Origin of the sequence: Thioclava sp. F1Mire-8, assembly GCF_002213165.1 — a bacterium.
Classification (GTDB): domain Bacteria; phylum Pseudomonadota; class Alphaproteobacteria; order Rhodobacterales; family Rhodobacteraceae; genus Thioclava; species Thioclava nitratireducens.
Map to the genome: position 1 here is coordinate 345,529 of NZ_NBNY01000003.1, position 17,432 is coordinate 362,960.

General features: G+C 64.9%; 14 protein-coding genes. 11 read left to right on the top strand and 3 right to left on the bottom strand.

The window, feature by feature from the left end; genetic code table 11:
• Window positions 1-50: 50 nt before the first annotated feature.
• Both B6V75_RS13140 and B6V75_RS13145 read right to left on the bottom strand, forming a co-directional pair.
• On the bottom strand, window positions 51-605 hold the full coding sequence (locus B6V75_RS13140) for an ActR/PrrA/RegA family redox response regulator transcription factor (protein WP_075776681.1): 555 nt from the start codon (window positions 603-605) through the stop codon (window positions 51-53).
• Window positions 606-668: 63 nt separating this feature from the next.
• Entirely contained in the window at window positions 669-1,331 is a 663-nt protein-coding gene (locus B6V75_RS13145) for an SCO family protein (protein ID WP_088719982.1), read from the bottom strand.
• A gap of 105 nt (window positions 1,332-1,436) precedes the next feature.
• On the opposite strand from B6V75_RS13145, the gene B6V75_RS13150 reads away from it, so the two are divergent.
• From B6V75_RS13150 to trxA, 8 genes are all read left to right on the top strand, one after another.
• Window positions 1,437-2,819 (top strand): ActS/PrrB/RegB family redox-sensitive histidine kinase, encoded by a 1,383-nt coding sequence (locus B6V75_RS13150; protein WP_088719983.1) that lies wholly within the window; start codon window positions 1,437-1,439, stop codon window positions 2,817-2,819.
• 96 nt (window positions 2,820-2,915) lie between these two features.
• The gene (locus tag B6V75_RS13155; RefSeq protein WP_088719984.1) at window positions 2,916-4,514 is read left to right on the top strand and encodes a PAS-domain containing protein; all 1,599 of its coding nucleotides are present in this window, start codon (window positions 2,916-2,918) and stop codon (window positions 4,512-4,514) included.
• 46 nt (window positions 4,515-4,560) lie between these two features.
• Window positions 4,561-5,055: a tRNA (adenosine(37)-N6)-threonylcarbamoyltransferase complex ATPase subunit type 1 TsaE gene (tsaE, locus tag B6V75_RS13160; RefSeq protein ID WP_077701059.1), complete on the top strand. Its 495-nt coding sequence runs from the start codon at window positions 4,561-4,563 to the stop codon at window positions 5,053-5,055.
• Entirely contained in the window at window positions 5,048-6,043 is a 996-nt protein-coding gene (locus B6V75_RS13165; protein WP_088719985.1) for a phosphotransferase, read from the top strand. Before tsaE ends, B6V75_RS13165 begins: the two co-directional genes overlap by 8 nt.
• Window positions 6,019-6,702, top strand: coding sequence for a nucleotidyltransferase family protein (locus tag B6V75_RS13170; protein WP_075776676.1), 684 nt, complete (start codon window positions 6,019-6,021; stop codon window positions 6,700-6,702). The genes B6V75_RS13165 and B6V75_RS13170 overlap by 25 nt, the downstream gene beginning before the upstream one ends.
• On the top strand, window positions 6,695-9,646 hold the full coding sequence (addB, locus tag B6V75_RS13175) for a double-strand break repair protein AddB (RefSeq protein ID WP_088719986.1): 2,952 nt from the start codon (window positions 6,695-6,697) through the stop codon (window positions 9,644-9,646). Before B6V75_RS13170 ends, addB begins: the two co-directional genes overlap by 8 nt.
• The gene (addA, locus tag B6V75_RS13180; protein ID WP_088719987.1) at window positions 9,643-13,032 is read left to right on the top strand and encodes a double-strand break repair helicase AddA; all 3,390 of its coding nucleotides are present in this window, start codon (window positions 9,643-9,645) and stop codon (window positions 13,030-13,032) included. The genes addB and addA overlap by 4 nt, the downstream gene beginning before the upstream one ends.
• A gap of 55 nt (window positions 13,033-13,087) precedes the next feature.
• Window positions 13,088-13,408, top strand: a complete 321-nt coding sequence (trxA, locus tag B6V75_RS13185; protein ID WP_075776673.1) for a thioredoxin — start codon at window positions 13,088-13,090, stop codon at window positions 13,406-13,408.
• 47 nt (window positions 13,409-13,455) lie between these two features.
• Here trxA and B6V75_RS13190 read toward each other — a convergent pair whose 3' ends face one another.
• Entirely contained in the window at window positions 13,456-14,361 is a 906-nt protein-coding gene (locus tag B6V75_RS13190) for a hypothetical protein (protein WP_088719988.1), read from the bottom strand.
• A gap of 93 nt (window positions 14,362-14,454) precedes the next feature.
• On the opposite strand from B6V75_RS13190, the gene hslV reads away from it, so the two are divergent.
• Genes hslV through hslU form a run of 3 tightly spaced genes read left to right on the top strand, consistent with a single transcriptional unit; the run spans window position 14,455 to window position 17,377 of the window.
• On the top strand, window positions 14,455-15,012 hold the full coding sequence (gene hslV / locus B6V75_RS13195; RefSeq protein ID WP_075776671.1) for an ATP-dependent protease subunit HslV: 558 nt from the start codon (window positions 14,455-14,457) through the stop codon (window positions 15,010-15,012).
• A complete protein-coding gene (locus tag B6V75_RS13200; protein ID WP_088719989.1) occupies window positions 15,005-16,066 on the top strand; it encodes a hypothetical protein in 1,062 nt (353 codons plus the stop codon). Before hslV ends, B6V75_RS13200 begins: the two co-directional genes overlap by 8 nt.
• A gap of 3 nt (window positions 16,067-16,069) precedes the next feature.
• Window positions 16,070-17,377, top strand: a complete 1,308-nt coding sequence (hslU, locus tag B6V75_RS13205; protein WP_075776669.1) for an ATP-dependent protease ATPase subunit HslU — start codon at window positions 16,070-16,072, stop codon at window positions 17,375-17,377.
• Window positions 17,378-17,432: the final 55 nt, after the last annotated feature.

The window sequence follows — 17,432 nt, forward strand, 5'->3', positions numbered from 1 at the left end:
TCCGGAGCATTAAATAGAAACGTAAATTAATTAACAACCTGACCAAAACGTCAGCGGGGGCTCCGTTTGGCCAAAATCCGCTGAAGGGTCCGGCGGTGCATATTCAAACGGCGCGCGGTTTCCGAGACATTCCGGTCGCAAAGTTCGTACACACGTTGAATATGTTCCCAACGCACGCGATCCGCGCTCATCGGGTTTTCCGGCGGCGGCGGGGCGACTTCGCCTTTCGCCAATAGCGCATTCGTGACGTCAGTGGCATCGGCAGGCTTCGCGATATAATCGGTCGCCCCCATTTTCACGGCGGCCACAGCGGTCGCAATCGCCCCGTATCCGGTCAGAACCACGATTCGGGCATCGGCACGCTTTTCACGAAGCGCCTCGACCACATCGAGCCCATTTCCGTCCTCGAGCCGCAGGTCGATCACCGCATAGGCGGGCGGGTTCGATTGCACGATGGCGCGGCCTGCAGCCACGGTTTCGGCCGTCTGGGTCTCGAAGCCGCGCTTCTCCATCGCGCGCGCCAGCCGCGTGAGAAACGGCACATCATCATCGACGATCAGAAGCGATTTGTCCGGACCGATATCCGCGCTGATGTCTTCAGCCATTATCGTAACTCCCTGTCGTCGAGTTTAACGTTTGATTGGTTTTAGACGCGCGCGCCTACTCGGTCAATTTCCGGCTGCGCCGTCGGGATTGGCCTTTTTCCATGCGTCGACGAAACAGGCGACGCTGTCGGCCATCTGCTCCGGCGTCGTGTCGCGGTTGTAGTATTCCGCGAAACCGGAATCGGGGAAGACCAGGTAGCTCTGTGTCGAGTGGTCGATCAGCGTGTAGGGGTCGTTCGGATCCTGCACTTTGAAATAGGTACGATATTCCTGCGAGACCTTCTTGATCTGCTCCGGCGTGCCGGTCAGTCCGATCATTTTCGGATGCATGAAATCGGTGAATTCCTTAATAAGCTCCGGCGTGTCGCGCGCGGAATCGACCGAGATGAAGACCGGCGTCACCGAATATCCGCGCTTTTCGAGGAGGCTCACGGCCTCGGCGTTGCGTGCGCTGTCGAGCGGGCAGACATCGGGGCAGTAGGTATAGCCAAAATAGAGAATGCTCGGCTCGGTGATGACATCCGCATCGGTCACCTCCTTACCGTTCTCGTCGGTCAGCGTGAAAGGACCGCCAATCTCGCCCGCGCCGCCTGCGACGACACTCTGGCGGCATTGCGCGAAAATATCGTCGTCCTGGCTGCGGGTCGCCGCGAACCAGGTAACGCCAAGGCCGATGACCACGATCGCCGAAGCGCCGATGGCGGAAATTTTCGCAATACGGTTCATATTGTCACTCCTCTCACGGCTGCATTGATCGCGCGGCGGGCGGCGATTATCAATGCTTTCATGCCGCCAATTCCGGCGATGTGCGCTTTGGACGCGGGAGACGACATGGCTCAACGCCTCGAGGCCCAACCCGGCCCGGCCGAGATTCACCACGACTGGGTGCGCCTCCGGACGCTGATCTTCCTGCGCTGGACCGCGATCGTGGGACAGCTTGGCGCGATTTTCGTGGCCTATTTCGTTTATGATATCGCGTTGGATCTGGCGCTGTGCCTCGCCACGGTGGCGGCAGCGATCGCGGCCAATCTCGTGGCGATTTTCCTGTTTCCCGACACCAAGCGCCTCACCCAGCCCGAAGCGGCGGCGACGCTGATGTTCGACATGGCGCAGCTCGCGCTGCTGCTGTCGATTACTGGCGGGATGAACAACCCCTTCGCGTTGCTCATTCTGGTGCCCGTCACCATAGCGGCGACCGCACTGGAGAGATCGGCCACGATCCTTCTCGGTCTCGCGACAATGGTGATGATCTCGATCGTCGCCGTGGTCTACCTACCTTTGGTCAGCAAGACCGGCGAGGTGATCGCGGTGCCGGACGTGTTCGAATTCGGCTACTGGCTTTCGATCATCATCGGCGTCGCCTTCCTCGGGGCCTATGCCCATAAGGTGGCAAGCGAAGTGCGCTCCATGGGCGATGCGCTCCGCGCGACGCAGCTCGCCTTGGCGCGCGAGCAGAAGCTGACCGATCTCGGCGGCGTCGTCGCGGCCGCCGCGCATGAGTTGGGCACGCCGCTTGCGACGATCAAGCTGGTCAGTTCGGAGCTGGCCGACGAGCTCGAAGACAGCCCCGATTTGCGCGACGACGCGCTCCTGATCCGCGAGCAGGCCAATCGGTGCCGCGACATCCTCCATTCCATGGGTCGGATCGGCAAGGACGATCTGCATATGCGCAGTGCGCCGATCGTCGCCGTTCTGCGCGAAGCGGCTGACCCGCATATGGAGCGCGGGATCGAAATTCATTTCGACGCCCATCCGATTGTCGAGGGGCTGGAGCGTCAGCCGACGATCTACCGCTATCCCGAACTGATCCATGCGCTGCGCAATTTCATCCAGAACGCCGTCGATTTTGCCCAATCCACCGTCTGGGTCGAGGCGGAATGGGATGACGAAGAGATCACCGTGCGGATCAGTGACGACGGCAAAGGCTATCCAGCGAGCGTGCTCAACCGGATCGGCGATCCCTTCCTGCAACCGCGGGCAAACGCGGCGGAACGCAAAGGTTACGAGGGGATGGGGCTTGGCGTGTTCATCGCGAAGACCCTGATCGAGAGGACCGGCGGGCGGCTCACCTTTTCCAACGGGGACGTACCCTTTGCGCCCCGCGCCGCAGCGCCTGTGCGCTCCGGCGCGGTTGTGGAGGTCGTCTGGCCCGCTACCCGCCTTCTGGCACGGGACGAGGCAGGGCTTGGCCTGAACCAACCGATCGCGGTCTGATCCCCATCGACGCCTGCATGCTCGACGCGAGTTAACGTCGGCTTAACGATTCTCCCGCACCTTCGACCTCGCGACAGGTTTGAAAGGCCGAAGGATATGAGGACTGCATGGCTCGAGGCGGCGATGATCGCGCTTACCTCGGTGGGCGCGGCTTTGGTCGGATTGCTGCTGACATGGATTGCCGTGGGGCGCGGGCCGAGGCGCAAGCTCACCCCCGCCGCGCGGGAGGACGTCGAGGAGGTGGCCTTGCTGTTCGATGATGAGGCGCTTGTGGATGCGACGCCGCCGGCGCGGCGCTTGCTGGAAACGATGCCCGTCGGGGTGACCGATTGGGCCCGTTTCACCGCCTTCGCCGCGCCGCGGTTTCCGGAGTTTCAGTCCCGGATCGCGCGGCTCTCCGAGTTCGCGCGGCTCGAGATGACAGAAACCGCGACCCGCGGCGACAAACCGCGACTGCGCCTGACTGCCGAAAACCTGCGCGGCCTGGCGCGGATCACCCTCATCGATCCGGAGGGCGAAGGGCAGGGCCAGCGCGTCGACAACCTCTCGCTCCGGGCGATGGAGGACGAGTTGGAGATGATGCGCGCCACGCTCGACCGTTCCCCCGTTCTGATCTGGCGGATCGAGAAAAATGGCGAGCTGACCTGGGCGAACAGAGCCTACCTCCTGCGCGCAGGCGCCTTCGACGCGGATGAAGAGGGGTTCGGCTGGCCGCTGCCGAAGCTGTTCACGCTGCCGCCGGACGCGTTCAGCGGCGGCGGGCCCCACCGGCTCGAGCTGACCTCGCCCGCGCCAGGAGCTTCGGATGTCGCGACCTGGTTCGACTGTCATTCCGTTGTGCTCGAAGGTGGTACGCTCCATTTCGCGCTCCCCGCCGAGGCTGCCGTCCGGGCCGAGCAGGCGCTGCGCGATTTCGTCCAGACCCTGACCAAGACCTTTGCCGATCTCCCGACCGGGCTCGCCATTTTCGACCGGGACCGCCAGCTGAGGCTGTTCAATCCCGCACTGAGCGACCTGCTTCAGCTTGGCCCGGAATTCCTCGCTACGCGCCCTACGCTCTACGCCTTTCTCGACAGGCTGCGCGAGACCAAAATGGTGCCCGAGCCGAAGGACTACCGAAGCTGGCGGCAGGAAATGACCGAGCTGGAGCGGGCGGCCGCTTCGGGGTTCCACGCCGAAACATGGAACCTGCCGGGCGGGCAGACCTATCGCGTCACCGGACGCCCGCATCCGGACGGGGCGGTGGCGTTCCTGTTCGAAGACATCTCCTCGGAAGCGTCCCTAACCCGGCAGTTTCGCGGTGAAATCGAAATGTCTCAGGAGATCTTGGACAGGATCGGGGACGCGATCGCGGTGTTCCGTCCTTCCGGCGAATTGGCGATATCGAATGCTGCCTATGGCGCGCTCTGGGGCGTCGATCCCGAGGCGTCGTTGGGCCGGGTGACGTTACTCGATGCTGTAAAGCAATGGCAGGCCTGCGCCGAACCCAGCGCTTTCTGGTCGTGGCTGCAAAACCTCGCGCGCGAAATCGGCGCACGTGAGAACCTGACCGAAGAGATTACGTTGCTCGACGGTCGGCGGGTAACCTGCCGACTCGAGACGCTCTCGGGCGGGGCGTTCCTGCTGCGTTTCGCTGTTGTTGAGACTTCCGACACGCCGCCGCCACGTAAGGCCGAGGCCATCATCGCTCAGTAAGGCTAGCCGCTTGGCAAAAGGGCGATGCGCGCGCTAGAAGCAACCCATGCCCGCGCCGACGCACGCCCCCGTTTCAACCGAAATGCCCTGTCTCGATCTCCCTGATCCCGAGGCGACAGAGCGGCTTGGCGCGCTGTTTGCCGAATTCGCCGTGCCGGGCGATGTGCTGCTCCTCGATGGCCAGATCGGCGCCGGCAAAACCCATTTCGCGCGGGCCCTGATCCAGACGCGGCTCGGCGTGGCCGAAGACGTGCCCTCGCCGACCTTCACGCTGGTGCAGACCTACGAGGCCGATTGCGAAATCTGGCATGCTGACCTCTATCGGCTCACCGACCCCGACGAAGTTCTCGAACTCGGGCTGGATGCGGCGTTCGACAGCGCGATCTGCCTGATCGAATGGCCCGACCGGCTGGGCTCCGCCGCTCCGAAAGGGGCGCTTCGGCTGCGCTTCGAGCAAACCGAAGACGGCGCGGCGCGAAGGGTCTGTTTCGAGACCGTTACGCCTCTCGCGCAGGAAGTTCTGGAGGCATGGAATGGCTGACGAAGCCAAGGTTCATCGCTTCCTCGCCGCCGCCGGATGGCAGGACGCCGCCCGCAGCCCGCTCGCCGGAGATGCCTCCGCCCGCAGCTACGAACGCCTGACCCGCGGCGCAGATCGCGCCGTGCTGATGAAGGCCCCGAACGGCTCCGAGATCGCGCGCTTCACCCGGATCGGTGGCTGGCTTGCGGAGGCGGGGTTTTCGACTCCGCGGGTGCTCGCGCGCGACGATGCGGTGGGTCTGCTGTTGCTCGAAGATTTCGGCGACGCGCTCGCGGCCCGTCACCTTGATGCGACACCCGAGGATGAGGCCGCGCTCTATGCCCTGATCACAGAATTCCTCGCCGAATTGCGCCACCACGCGCCGCCCGCAGACCTGCCGCTGCTGGACGGGTCGGCACTGGCCGAACTGCTGGATCTGGTGCCGGAGTTCTATCCCTGCACCGACCGCGCCGCCGCGGATAGGCTGCAACAGGCGATCACTCGGAAATTCGACACTATTCCAGCGTGGAAGCCGGTTTTGTGCCTGCGAGATTTCCATGCGGAGAACATCATTCTGCTGGATCGTCCGGGCCTGCGTCGCCTCGGTCTTCTCGACTATCAGGACGCGCTGCGCGCCCATCCCGCCTATGATCTGGTCTCCGCGTTGCAGGACGCGCGCCGCGATGTGAGCCCGCAGGTCGAGGAAGCCGAAGTTGCCCACTACTGCGCGCTGACCGAGGCCGACACTGGCGCGTTCCACCTCGCCTACCGGCTGCTCGGTCTTCAACGTGCCATGCGCATTCTTGGAGTTTTCGCGCGGCTTTGTGTCCGGGATGGAAAGCCGCAATATATTGAGTTTATGCCGCGCGTCTACGACTATATCTCGCGTAACCTCTCCAGTCCGGCTCTTGCGGATCTGGCAGAGCTCTTCCACGCCGCCTATCCTGCGCCCGACCCGAATTTGATTGCTGATTTGAGACGAAAATGCCCGACCAGCCAGACGCCTTGATGCTCTTTGCCGCCGGTTTCGGCACGCGCATGGGCGCGCTGACGCAAAACCGGCCGAAACCGATGGTCGAAGTCGCGGGGCGTCCCTTGATCGATCACGCGCTCGACCTTGCGCGGGCAGGCGGGGCGCGGCGGCTCGTGGCCAATGTCCATTACCTTGCTGATCAGGTGATCGCGCATCTGGCCGGTCAGGACGTCGCGATCTCGGATGAGCGCGACGAGATTCTGGAAACCGGCGGCGGGCTGCGCAAGGCGCTGCCGCTGCTGGGCGAAGGGCCGGTGATGACATTAAATACAGATGCGGTCTGGACCGGCGAGAACCCCGTGGCCCGGCTGCGCGAAGCCTGGCAACCAGAGGACATGTCGGCGCTTCTGATGCTGGTGCGGCCAGAGAATGCCCGCGGCCATGCGGGTGCGGGCGATTTCGCAATGGATGAAACCGGCCGGCTGAGACGCGGGCCGGGCTATGTCTATACCGGCGCGCAGATGCTGAATCCTGCTGGAATAGGGTCTATCTCCGAGCAGAAATTCTCGCTGAACCTCCTTTGGGATGAGATGATCGCGGCGGGGCGTGTCTTCGGGCTCGTGCATGACGGGGGGTGGTGCGATGTCGGACGACCCGAGTCTATTCCGCTGGCCGAGGCGATGCTCGATGAGTGACGGCGCTGCCTCCGTCTACGCCCTCCCGCCCGGCGTCGATTTCCCCCGTGCGCTGGTAGCGGGCCTACGAGCGCGCTTCGCCGACAAGCCGCCCGAGGCACTGGCGCGTGTCACGCTCTATCTGAACTCCGGACGGATGCGCCGCCGTGTGCGGGAGGTCTTCCTCGAAAGCGGCGCGCTCTACCTGCCGCGGCTGCTATTGGTGAGCGATCTCGGGGCAGATCCGCTCGCGGGTCTGCCGCTGCCCGTGCCCCCGCTGCGCCGCAAGTTGGAACTGGCCCAGTTCGTCGAGCAACTCACCCGCGCCATGCCTGAATTCGAAGCCGGCGCGAGCCAGTTCGCGCTGGCCGAGAGCCTCTATTCTCTCCTCGCAGAGATGAAGAGCGAGGGCGTCCATATCGACGATCTCGACCAGCTCGAACTGACTGAGACCCATGCCCGGCACTGGCAGGAGAGCCTGCGCTTCATCCGGATCATTGCGCGCTATTTCGAAAACGAAGTCGAACTGGACCGCGAGAGCCGTCAGCGGATGGTCGTCGAGGCAGTAATCGAGCGTTGGCGCGAAAGCCCGCCTGCCGATCCGGTGATCGTCGCGGGATCGACCGGTTCGCACGGGGCGACCTCGCTCTTCATGCAGGCGGTCGTGCGGTTGGAAAACGGGTCGATCGTGCTCCCCGGCTTCGACCGCGACATGACGCAGGCGGCGTGGGATAGTCTCTATTCCGGCCCATTTCCGCTCGAGGACCACCCGCAGTTCCGCTATCGCAGCTTGCTCGATAAGCTCGGGCTCTCGGCGGAGGACGTCGTCGATTGGGACGAGATCTCCGCGCCGGACCCGGACCGCAATCGCCTCCTTTCGCTGGCGCTGCGACCGGCGCCGGTTACCGACCAATGGCGGCGCGAAGGCGCCGGGCTGGGGCCGCTCGTTCCAGCCTGTCAGGGGCTGTCGCTGATCGAAGCACGCGATCCGCGCCATGAGGCGCTGTCGATTGCGCTCGCGCTGCGAGATGCGGTCGAGCGTGGTGTCAGTTCGGCCCTGATCACGCCGGACCGTCTTCTGGCGCGCCGCGTGGCGGCGGCGCTCGACCGATGGGGCCTGGTGCCCGACGACAGTGCGGGTCAGCCACTGCAGCAGACAGCGGCGGGGCGCTTCCTGCGTCAGGTCGCGGCGATGCGGGCGCGTCCCGTCGGGATCGCCGATCTGATCGCGCTGCTGAAACATCCGTTGACCGCGACCGGTGACGCGGAACGCGGGCCGCACTTGCGCAACACGCGCGAACTGGAGCTTCGCCTGCGCCGCTACGGGCCCGCTTTTCCGGATCGGGACAGTCTCACGAAATGGGCAGAAAAAGACCCCAACTCACGGGAATCCTGGGCGCATTGGCTCTGCGATATTCTCGAGGATTTCGCCGCACCTTCTGCGGCCGCGCTGTCCGATCATGTGGAGCAGCATTTCCGTCTCGCTGAACGGATCGCGGCCGGCCCGAGTGCCGCGACCGAGATCAGCGAGCTGTGGCGCGAGGCCGCAGGGCGCGAGGCGCGCCGCCTGATGGAAGACCTGCGTAGCCAGTCCGGCTTCGGCGGGCATCTCGGCGCGCTCGATTACGCCGATCTTGTCAACCGGCACCTTCAGAGCGGGCTCGTGCGCCAGACGCTCGCCGCGCACCCGCTGATCGCGATCTGGGGGACGCTGGAAGCGCGCGCGCAGGGGGCCGAACTGGTGATCTGTGGCGGGCTGAACGAGGGAAGCTGGCCGGAGGCGCCAGCTCCCGATCCATGGTTCAGCCGGCAAATGCGGCTGGAATCGGGTCTATTGCTGCCCGAAAGGCAGGTCGGCCTGTCCGCGCACGACTTCCAGCAAGCGGTCGCCGGGCCGCAAGTAATCCTGTCGAGATGCGCGCGGGATGCGGAGGCGCAGACGATCCCGTCACGCTGGCTCAACCGACTTTTGAACCTAGTCGACGGCCTGCCCGATCAAGGCGGCACCGAGGCGCTGGCCGAGATGCGCGGGCGCGGCAAGCGCTGGCTCGACCTGGCGGACGCGCTCGAGACGCCGCGGATCACGCTGCAGCCTGCCAAACGCCCGTCGCCACGTCCGCCGGTCGACGTGCGCCCGCGCGAGTTGCCTGTCACCGCGATCGACACCCTGATCCGCGACCCCTACGACATTTACGCGAAGCGCATCCTGAAGCTGCGAGTGCTCGATCCGCTGCGCCCCGAGCCCGATGCCTTGCTGCGGGGACAGGTGCTGCACCAGATCGTCGAAACCTTCGTGAAGACCTATGACGAGGCGGCCACGATAGAGGCGGCGCAGGCGCGTCTGATGGAGATCGCCGAGGAGGTGATGACCCGAGACATTCCGTGGCCCAGTGCGCAGCGCATCTGGCTCGCAAGGGTCCGGGGAATCGCAGAGACTTTTTGCCGGGCCGAGGCCGAGCGGCGCGCGCAAGGCGCGCCCATGGTGATAGAAAAAAAAGGCTCTGTTTCACTGCAAAAGCCGATTTTCACTCTGACCGCGAAGCCCGACCGGATCGACATTCTCGAGGACGGGCGCGCGTGGATCTACGACTACAAAACCGGCACGCCACCTTCCGAGCGAGAGGTGATGGCCTTCAACAAACAGATGCTTCTGGAGGCGGCGATGGTCGGGCGCGGGGCCTTCGAGGCGATCGGACCGCGCGAGGTCGCGGGCATGTCCTATGTGCGGCTGGGCGGCGACGGCGCCACCACGCAGATCAAGGGCAAATCCGGGGATCGCAGCGAGACGCCCGAGGAGAGCTGGGAGAAATTCCGCAAGCTGATCGCGCGCTATTTCGAGCCGACGCAGGGCTTCACCGCGCGGCGCGCTCCGCAGAAGGCCCGGGCGCGCTCCGATTACGATCAGGTTTCGCGCTTCGGGGAATGGGATGTCACCGATGAGGCCGAGGGGGAGGACGTGTCATGACCCATCCGGCCAGCCTAAGACAGCATCAGGCGTCGCAACCGGACAGCTCGGTCTGGCTTGCCGCGAATGCGGGCTCGGGCAAGACCAAGGTGCTGACCGACCGCGTCGCGCGCATGCTTTTGGCCGGAACAGAGCCTCAGCGCATCCTGTGCCTGACCTACACCAAGGCCGCCGCGGCGGAGATGCAGAACCGTCTGCTCGGTTTGCTGGGCGGCTGGGCGATGATGGACGAGGCGAAGCTGCGCGAGAAGCTGCGGGCGCTGGGTGCCGACGAGGCGCTGTCGGCCGAGGATCTGGCGAAAGCGCGGCGGCTGTTCGCCAAGGCGATCGAGACGCCGGGCGGCCTGAAGATCCAGACCATCCACGCCTTCTGCGCCGGGCTTCTGCGTCGCTTCCCGCTCGAGGCGAAAGTCTCGCCCGGATTCTCGGAGATGGACGACCGCGCCGGGGAATTGATGCGCGAGGATATCCTCGAGGAGATCGCGACCGGCCCGGATTGCGACCGGCTCGATGCGTTGCTGGGCGTCTATTCCGGTGAGGACCTGACCACCCTCGCAGCCGAAATAAGCCGGAATAGGGTCGGTTTTGCAGGCGATCTGGGCTTGCCCGATCTGCTGGAAGCCTACGATCTGCCGCGGGATATGACCGAAGAGGCGCTGCTGTCCGAGGTCTTCGACGACGGCGATCTGAAAATGATCGGCGACGTCGCGCCCGCGTTCCTCGCGAGTTCAAAGAACGATCAGCGCGTCGGCGCGGGGTTGGCGGCGGCGCGTACCCGCGATCTGGACGCTGTGCAGGCGCTGGAAGACGTGCTTTGCGTCAAGAAACCGAAGGAGGGCCCGCCCTATCAGCCCAAGCTCGACAAGGTCGCCACCAAGGCGCTTGCGAAATCGCTGGGCGACGGCACGATGGCGGCGCTGTCCGATCTGTCCGAGCGGGTCTCCGAGAACCGTCCCCGCCGTCTCGCTTTTGTCGCGGCCAAGCGCGCCCATGCGTTGCACCGTTTTGCGCAGGTCTTCCTGCCGCGGCTCGACGCCTATAAGGCCGCGCGCGGCTGGCTCGATTTCGACGACCTGATCGACCGCGCGGCGGCGCTCCTGGATGAGCCGTCGGTGGCGCAATGGGTGCTGTTCCGCCTCGATGGCGGGATCGACCATATCCTCGTCGACGAGGCGCAGGATACCAGCCCCCGACAGTGGCGGGTGATCGAGCGGATCGCCGAGGAATTCACCTCCGGCGAAGGCGCGCATAAGGGCGAGCGCACGCTGTTTGTGGTGGGCGACCGCAAGCAGTCGATCTATTCCTTCCAAGGGGCCGATCTTCAGCAATTCGAGGAAATGCGCGCCCATTTTGCCCGAAAATTCGCGGATATCGGGCGCGCGCTCGCGCCGCTGGAGCTGGAACATTCCTTCCGATCATCCGCCGCTGTGCTGCGTTCCGTGGACCTAGCATTCGCGCGCGGGGCCGAGCAGGGCCTGGGCGGGGCGCCCTCGCATATCGCCTTCCATGAGGCGCTTCCGGGCCGCGTCGATCTGTGGCCCGCGATCGAGTCGGTAAAGACCGATGACGAGGACGATTGGGAGAGTCCTGTCGATCTGACCAGCGCGGAATCTGCGATTTCGCAGCTGTCGCGCATGATCGCCGCCGAGATTTCCGCGATGATCGCGCAAGGTGTGCAAATCCCGGATCACGAGGCGTCCGGCGGCGCCCGCCCGGTGCATGAGGGCGATTTTCTGATCCTCGTGCGGCGCCGCTCGGAACTGTTTTCCGAGATCATTCGCGCCTGCAAGTCGATCGGGCTCGCGGTCGCGGGGGCGGATCGCCTGAAGCTCGGTGCGGAGCTTGCGGTGCGTGACATCCGCTCGCTACTGAGCTTCCTCGCGACGCCGGAGGACGATCTGTCGCTGGCGGAGGCGTTGCGCTCGCCGCTGCTGAACTGGTCCGAGCAGGAGCTTTACCAACTCGCGCAGCCCCGGAAGGGCTATCTCTGGGAGGCGCTCCGCCGTGGCGAGATGCGGCCCGATACGCAGGAGATGCTGAAAGATCTGCGCGATCACTCGGATTTCCTGCGGCCATTCGAGCTGATAGAGCGCTTGCTCACCCGGCATGGCGGGCGCGAGCGGCTTCTGGCGCGGCTTGGCCCCGAGGCGGAGGACGGGATCGACGAGCTGATCTCGCAGGCTCTGGCGTTCGAGCGCAATGAAGTGCCGAGCCTGACCGGCTTCCTCGGCTGGCTCGATGCGGATGACGTGCAGGTGAAGCGGCAGCTAGACGGGGCAGGGCGCGCGATCCGGGTGATGACGGTCCACGGCTCGAAAGGGCTCGAGGCGCCGATCGTCATCCTGCCCGATACGGCGAAGAAAAAAGAGCCTAATCCGCCTAAAATCCTGCGTTTGGACAATGGCGTCGCGGGGCTGCGGCAGCCCGCACCGGACGCGCCGGAGGCCCAGCTTTCCGCCGCGGGAAAAGAGACGACCGCCCGCGCGGAAGAGGCGCAGCGACTTCTCTACGTCGCGATGACGCGGGCGGAGAAATGGCTGATCGTGGCCGCAGCGGGCGAGGTCGGCGAGGGCGACGAGACCTGGTATAGCCGGATGAAATCGGGCCTCGAAGCTGCCGGGACCGAGGACGTCACGGGCCTTTCCAAACCGCTGCAAGAACTGGGCGAGTTCCCTCGCCACGCGACCGGCACATGGCCCGAAAACGCTGCGGCGCCAGCAGCCGCGGAGGAGGTCACGCGACTGGATCTACCCGCATGGAGCCTAACGCCGGCAGCTGCCATCGAGCCCCCGCCGCGCCCGCTTTCGCCCTCCGATCTGGGCGGAGCCAAGGCTCTGTTCAGTGATGGCGAGACGATGGACGAAGACGAGGCGCTGCGGCACGGGCGCAACCTGCACCGGCTTCTCGAGCATCTGCCGGAACGGCCGCGCGACCAGTGGGAAGACCTTGCCGAACTCTTGCTGTCCGAGGGCGAGGATGCGCTGCTTCCGGGTGAAATAGAGCCTGTTTTGGCCGAAGCTGTTCGCGTGCTCGAAGCGCCGGGCATGGCGGCCTGGCTGGGGCCGGACTGTCTGGCGGAGGTCGAGATCACCGCCGCGCTGGAGGAATTCGGCGGCCAGCGAATTCACGGTTTCCTCGACCGTCTGCGGATTGATGCCGAAGGGGTTCACATTCTCGATTACAAATCCAATCGCGCTGTCCCCGCGTCGCCCGATCAGGTGCCCGAAGGGATCGTGCGACAGATGGCCGCCTATCGCGCGGCATTGCGGCAGATTCACCCCGGACGCACCGTCACCTGCGCGATCCTGTGGACACAGGACGGAACGATCATGCCGCTCGCAGATGCACAGCTAGACGGGAGCTTGCGCACGCCCACTGTATCTTGACGCCGCCGGGGGCGGAACTTACCTTCCTTGCCGACCCAATATTCAGGAGGCTGACATGGCTACCGTTGCTGTTACCGACGCCACTTTCGATCAGGAAGTGCGTAAGTCCGACGTTCCCGTCGTGGTGGATTTCTGGGCTGAATGGTGCGGCCCCTGCCGCATGATCGGCCCGTCGCTCGAAGAGATTGCCGAGGAAATGTCCGGCAAGATCAAGGTCGTGAAAGTGAACGTCGACGAGAACCCCGACAGCCCGGCGACGCTGGGTGTTCGCGGCATCCCCGCCCTGTTCCTGTTCAAGGATGGCGAGGTCGTCTCGAACAAGATCGGCGCAGCCCCGAAAGCGGCGCTGCAAAGCTGGATCAACGAATCGATCTGATCTGCGGATCAGGTTTGACGGAAAAGGGCGCCCTCGGGCGCCTTTTTTCATATCGGCCAGCCGAAATGGCGCAGCCTTGCGCGCAGACGGTCCTCGAATTCGGGGCGGCCTGCGTTGAGCGATTGGAGTTGCAGGAACCAGTAGAGGTATCGCGCCACCGGCGGCGTCTCGCGCAGTTTCTCGAAAGCGGCCTCGATCCCGTCGCGCGGCACCGATCCGGCGATGTGGTGGAAATCCGACAGGCCGAACAGGATCGCCGGTTTGCGCAGGAAGAACCCTTCCAGCGCGAGCGCGCTATTCTGGGTGGCGACGAAGCGGCAGCGGCGGAGCAGTTCGGGGGAACCGCCTGACTGGAAGCGAAAGCGTGGGTGACGGGCCGCGATCGCCTCCAGCGCCTCGATTTCGCGCGCTGTGTAATCCTCGTTCGGGTGCAGCGTGGCCACGACCGGGCCGGAATGACGGGCCAGCACCTCCTCGATCATCTGCACCGGGCTCACCGACTGGAACGAGCGGTGGTCCAGCAGTCGCCCTTGCAGCGGAATGAAGGCCAGATCCTCCTTATCGGACGGTTTTGCGCCGGGATAGAGCCTATTTCGCGTGGAAAAGAAGAATTGCGCGGCGGCGTCTCCATCCACCTCATCGGCATCGAACGCCGCCTGAGCGACCGGCCAATCCCACCGTTCCGCCGCCCCCTCGACATGCCAGAACGCCCCCACATAGGTCCGTCGGCAGGTCAGCGCCCGCGCATGGGTCGGCGGCTCCATCCGGTAGAGCGCATAGCCCTCGCACGCGGGGGCCGCAGCGCGCGCCTCGGGGCCGGTCCGATGCAGGCTGACGGTCCAATCCGCCGCCTCCACCGCCCCGATCAGCCGCTTGAAGAAATTGTGTTCGCCAGCCCGGACCTGCTCCAGAATCCAGTCATCGAGATAGATCGAAAGGTGCTGCGCGCTCATGCGGTGACGCTAGCCGCAGGCTCCCGCACCGGCAAGCGGGGTTGCAGCCCCGGCCTGCGGGTTACATATCTTTGGCGCAAACGGAGGACTATTATGGCCGAAGAGAAATTCCCGGGCTGGCACGGCACGACGATCATCGGCATCCGCAAGGGTGGTAAAGTGGTGGTCGCGGGCGACGGGCAGGTCAGCCTTGGCCAGACCGTCATCAAGGGCTCGGCGCGCAAGGTGCGCCGCCTGAGCCCCGGCGGTCACGACATCGTCGCGGGCTTCGCAGGCTCGACCGCGGATGCGTTCACCCTACTGGAGCGGCTCGAGAAGAAGCTCGAGGCTTCGCCCGGTCAACTGATGCGCGGCTGCGTTGAACTCGCGAAGGATTGGCGCACGGACAAATATCTGCGCAATCTCGAAGCGATGCTGATCGTGACCGATGGCAAGGATCTTTACGTCCTGACCGGCGCGGGTGACGTGCTGGAGCCGGAACACGGCATCGCCGCGATCGGCTCGGGCGGCAACTTCGCCCTCGCCGCGGCCCGCGGGCTGATGGAAACCGATCTCGACGCCGAGGCGGTGGCCCGCAAGGCGATGGAGATCGCGTCGGACATTTGCGTCTACACCAATGGCAACCTGACGGTGGAGAGCATCGGTGGCTGAGCTGACGCGCGACGATCTGCGTGCGGCGGTCGCGGCTGGCCATATCAGCGAGGCGCAGGCCGCCTCGGTGATGGCGCTGGCGAGCAACCGCCTCGCCGGTCGCGCGGCCCTTCCCGCAGAGGACGAACCCTTCGAGCTGTTCAAAGGCTTTGCCGAAATCTTCGTGACCGTCGGCCTCGGCATCCTGATCTTCGGGTCGTTCGGCTTCCTACTCTTCGCGGGCGGCAAGCTGGGTTACGCGATGCTGATCCCGTTGATTGCGTTGCTGGGGGAATATTTCACCCGCAAGCGCCGGATGGTGCTGCCCTCGATCCTGCTGACGCTCACGCTGGGCGGGGCAGTTCTGGCGAGCTTCCTCGGGATTCCAATCCTCGGGATGCGCTTTGTCACCCAAGACCCGAACTTCGATCTCGCACTGGTCGCGACCGCCGTGGCGCTGATCGCGTGGTTCCTGCGCTACCGGGTGCCGTTCTCGATGTTCCTCGTGGGGCTTTGCGGGCTGGGCCTGCTGCTGTCCTTCGCGAAGGGCTTCGACCCCGAGGCGCCGATCTCAAAAACGGTCGACCTGTTCGATCTGTCCAACGGCTCGGCGCTGTCGCTGGCGATGCTGGTCTTCGGGCTCTTGGCGCTCGCAGGTGGCATCTGGTTCGACATGCGCGACCCGCATCGGCTGGGTCGGCAATCGGCCTCGGGCTTCTGGCTGCACGTTCTGGCGGCCCCCGCGCTGGTCAACACGCTCGCGCTGACCTTCTACAAGATGGGGCCGGGGACGGGCTATGTGCTGCTGCTCGCCACGCTGGCCGTGTTCGCCGCGTTGGCGCTGATCATCGACCGGCGCTCCTTCTTCACGGCCGGGATCGGCTACATGATCTTTCTCAGCTTCTATGCCTTCGGCAATGCCACCGATCCGCGCAGCTGGTGGATCACGCTGATCCTGATCGGCCTCTTTCTCACCGCGCTCGGCTCGTTCTGGACCGAGCTGCGCACGCGCCTGATGCGCGCGCTTCCCAATTTCCCCGGCAAGCATCGCCTGCCGCCCTATGCCACGGAGTAATCCATGACCGATCTGACCCCCCGCGAAATCGTCTCGGAACTCGACCGTTTCATCATCGGCCAGAAGGACGCCAAGCGCGCCGTCGCCGTTGCGCTGCGCAACCGTTGGCGCCGTCAGCAACTGCCCGACGATCTGCGCGAAGAGGTCTATCCGAAGAACATCCTGATGATCGGCCCGACCGGCGTCGGCAAGACCGAGATCTCGCGCCGTCTGGCGAAACTGGCCCGCGCGCCGTTCCTGAAGGTCGAAGCGACGAAGTTCACCGAAGTGGGCTATGTCGGCCGGGACGTGGAGCAGATCATCCGCGATCTGGCCGATGTCGCGATGGTCCAGACCCGCGAGTATATGCGCGAAGAGGTGAAGGCGAAGGCGCATCAGGCCGCCGAGGATCGCGTGATCGCCGCGCTCGCCGGCACCGATGCGCGCGAAAGCACCCGCGAGATGTTCCGCAAGAAGCTGCGCGATGGCGAGCTCGACGACAAGATCATCGAGCTCGATGTGGCAGATCAGTCCGGCGGCATGCCGCTCGGGATGATGGGCGGTCAGCCGGGCATGGAGCAGCAGATGCAGGGGCTTCAGGACCTGTTCAAAGCCTTCGGCGGCAATCGCACCACGCGGCGCAAGATGACCGTCTCGGAAAGCTACGAGGTGCTGATCTCGGAAGAGGCCGACAAGCTTCTGGACGACGAGACGGTGAAGACCGCGGCACTCGAAGCCGTTCAGCATTCCGGCATGGTCTTCATCGACGAGATCGACAAGGTCACGGCGCGCTCGGATGCGCGTGGGGCCGATGTCTCGCGCGAAGGCGTGCAGCGCGACCTGCTGCCGCTGATCGAAGGGACGACCGTTTCGACCAAGCTCGGCCCGGTGAAGACCGACCATATCCTGTTCATCGCCTCGGGCGCGTTCCATATCGCAAAGCCGTCCGACCTACTGCCTGAATTGCAGGGTCGTCTGCCGATCCGCGTGGAGTTGCAGGCGCTGACCGAGCAGGACTTCACGCGCATCCTGTCGGAGACCGACAACGCGCTGACCCGGCAGTATCAGGCGCTGATGAAGACCGAAGAGGTCGAGGTCGCCTTCACGGAGGACGGTATCGCGGCGCTCGCCCGGATCGCGGCAGAGGTCAATCGCTCGGTCGAGAATATCGGCGCCAGAAGGCTCTATACCGTCATGGAACGCGTGTTCGAGGAGCTGTCCTTCACCGCGCCCGACCGTGGCGGACAAAGCGTCACCGTCGACGCGGGTTTCGTCGAGAAAGAGCTCGGCGATCTGACCCGCGACACCGATCTGAGCCGCTACGTCCTCTAGGGCACTGGCACCCCGCGCGCGCTCTGGTATCCTCCTGCGGGATGATGCAAGGCAC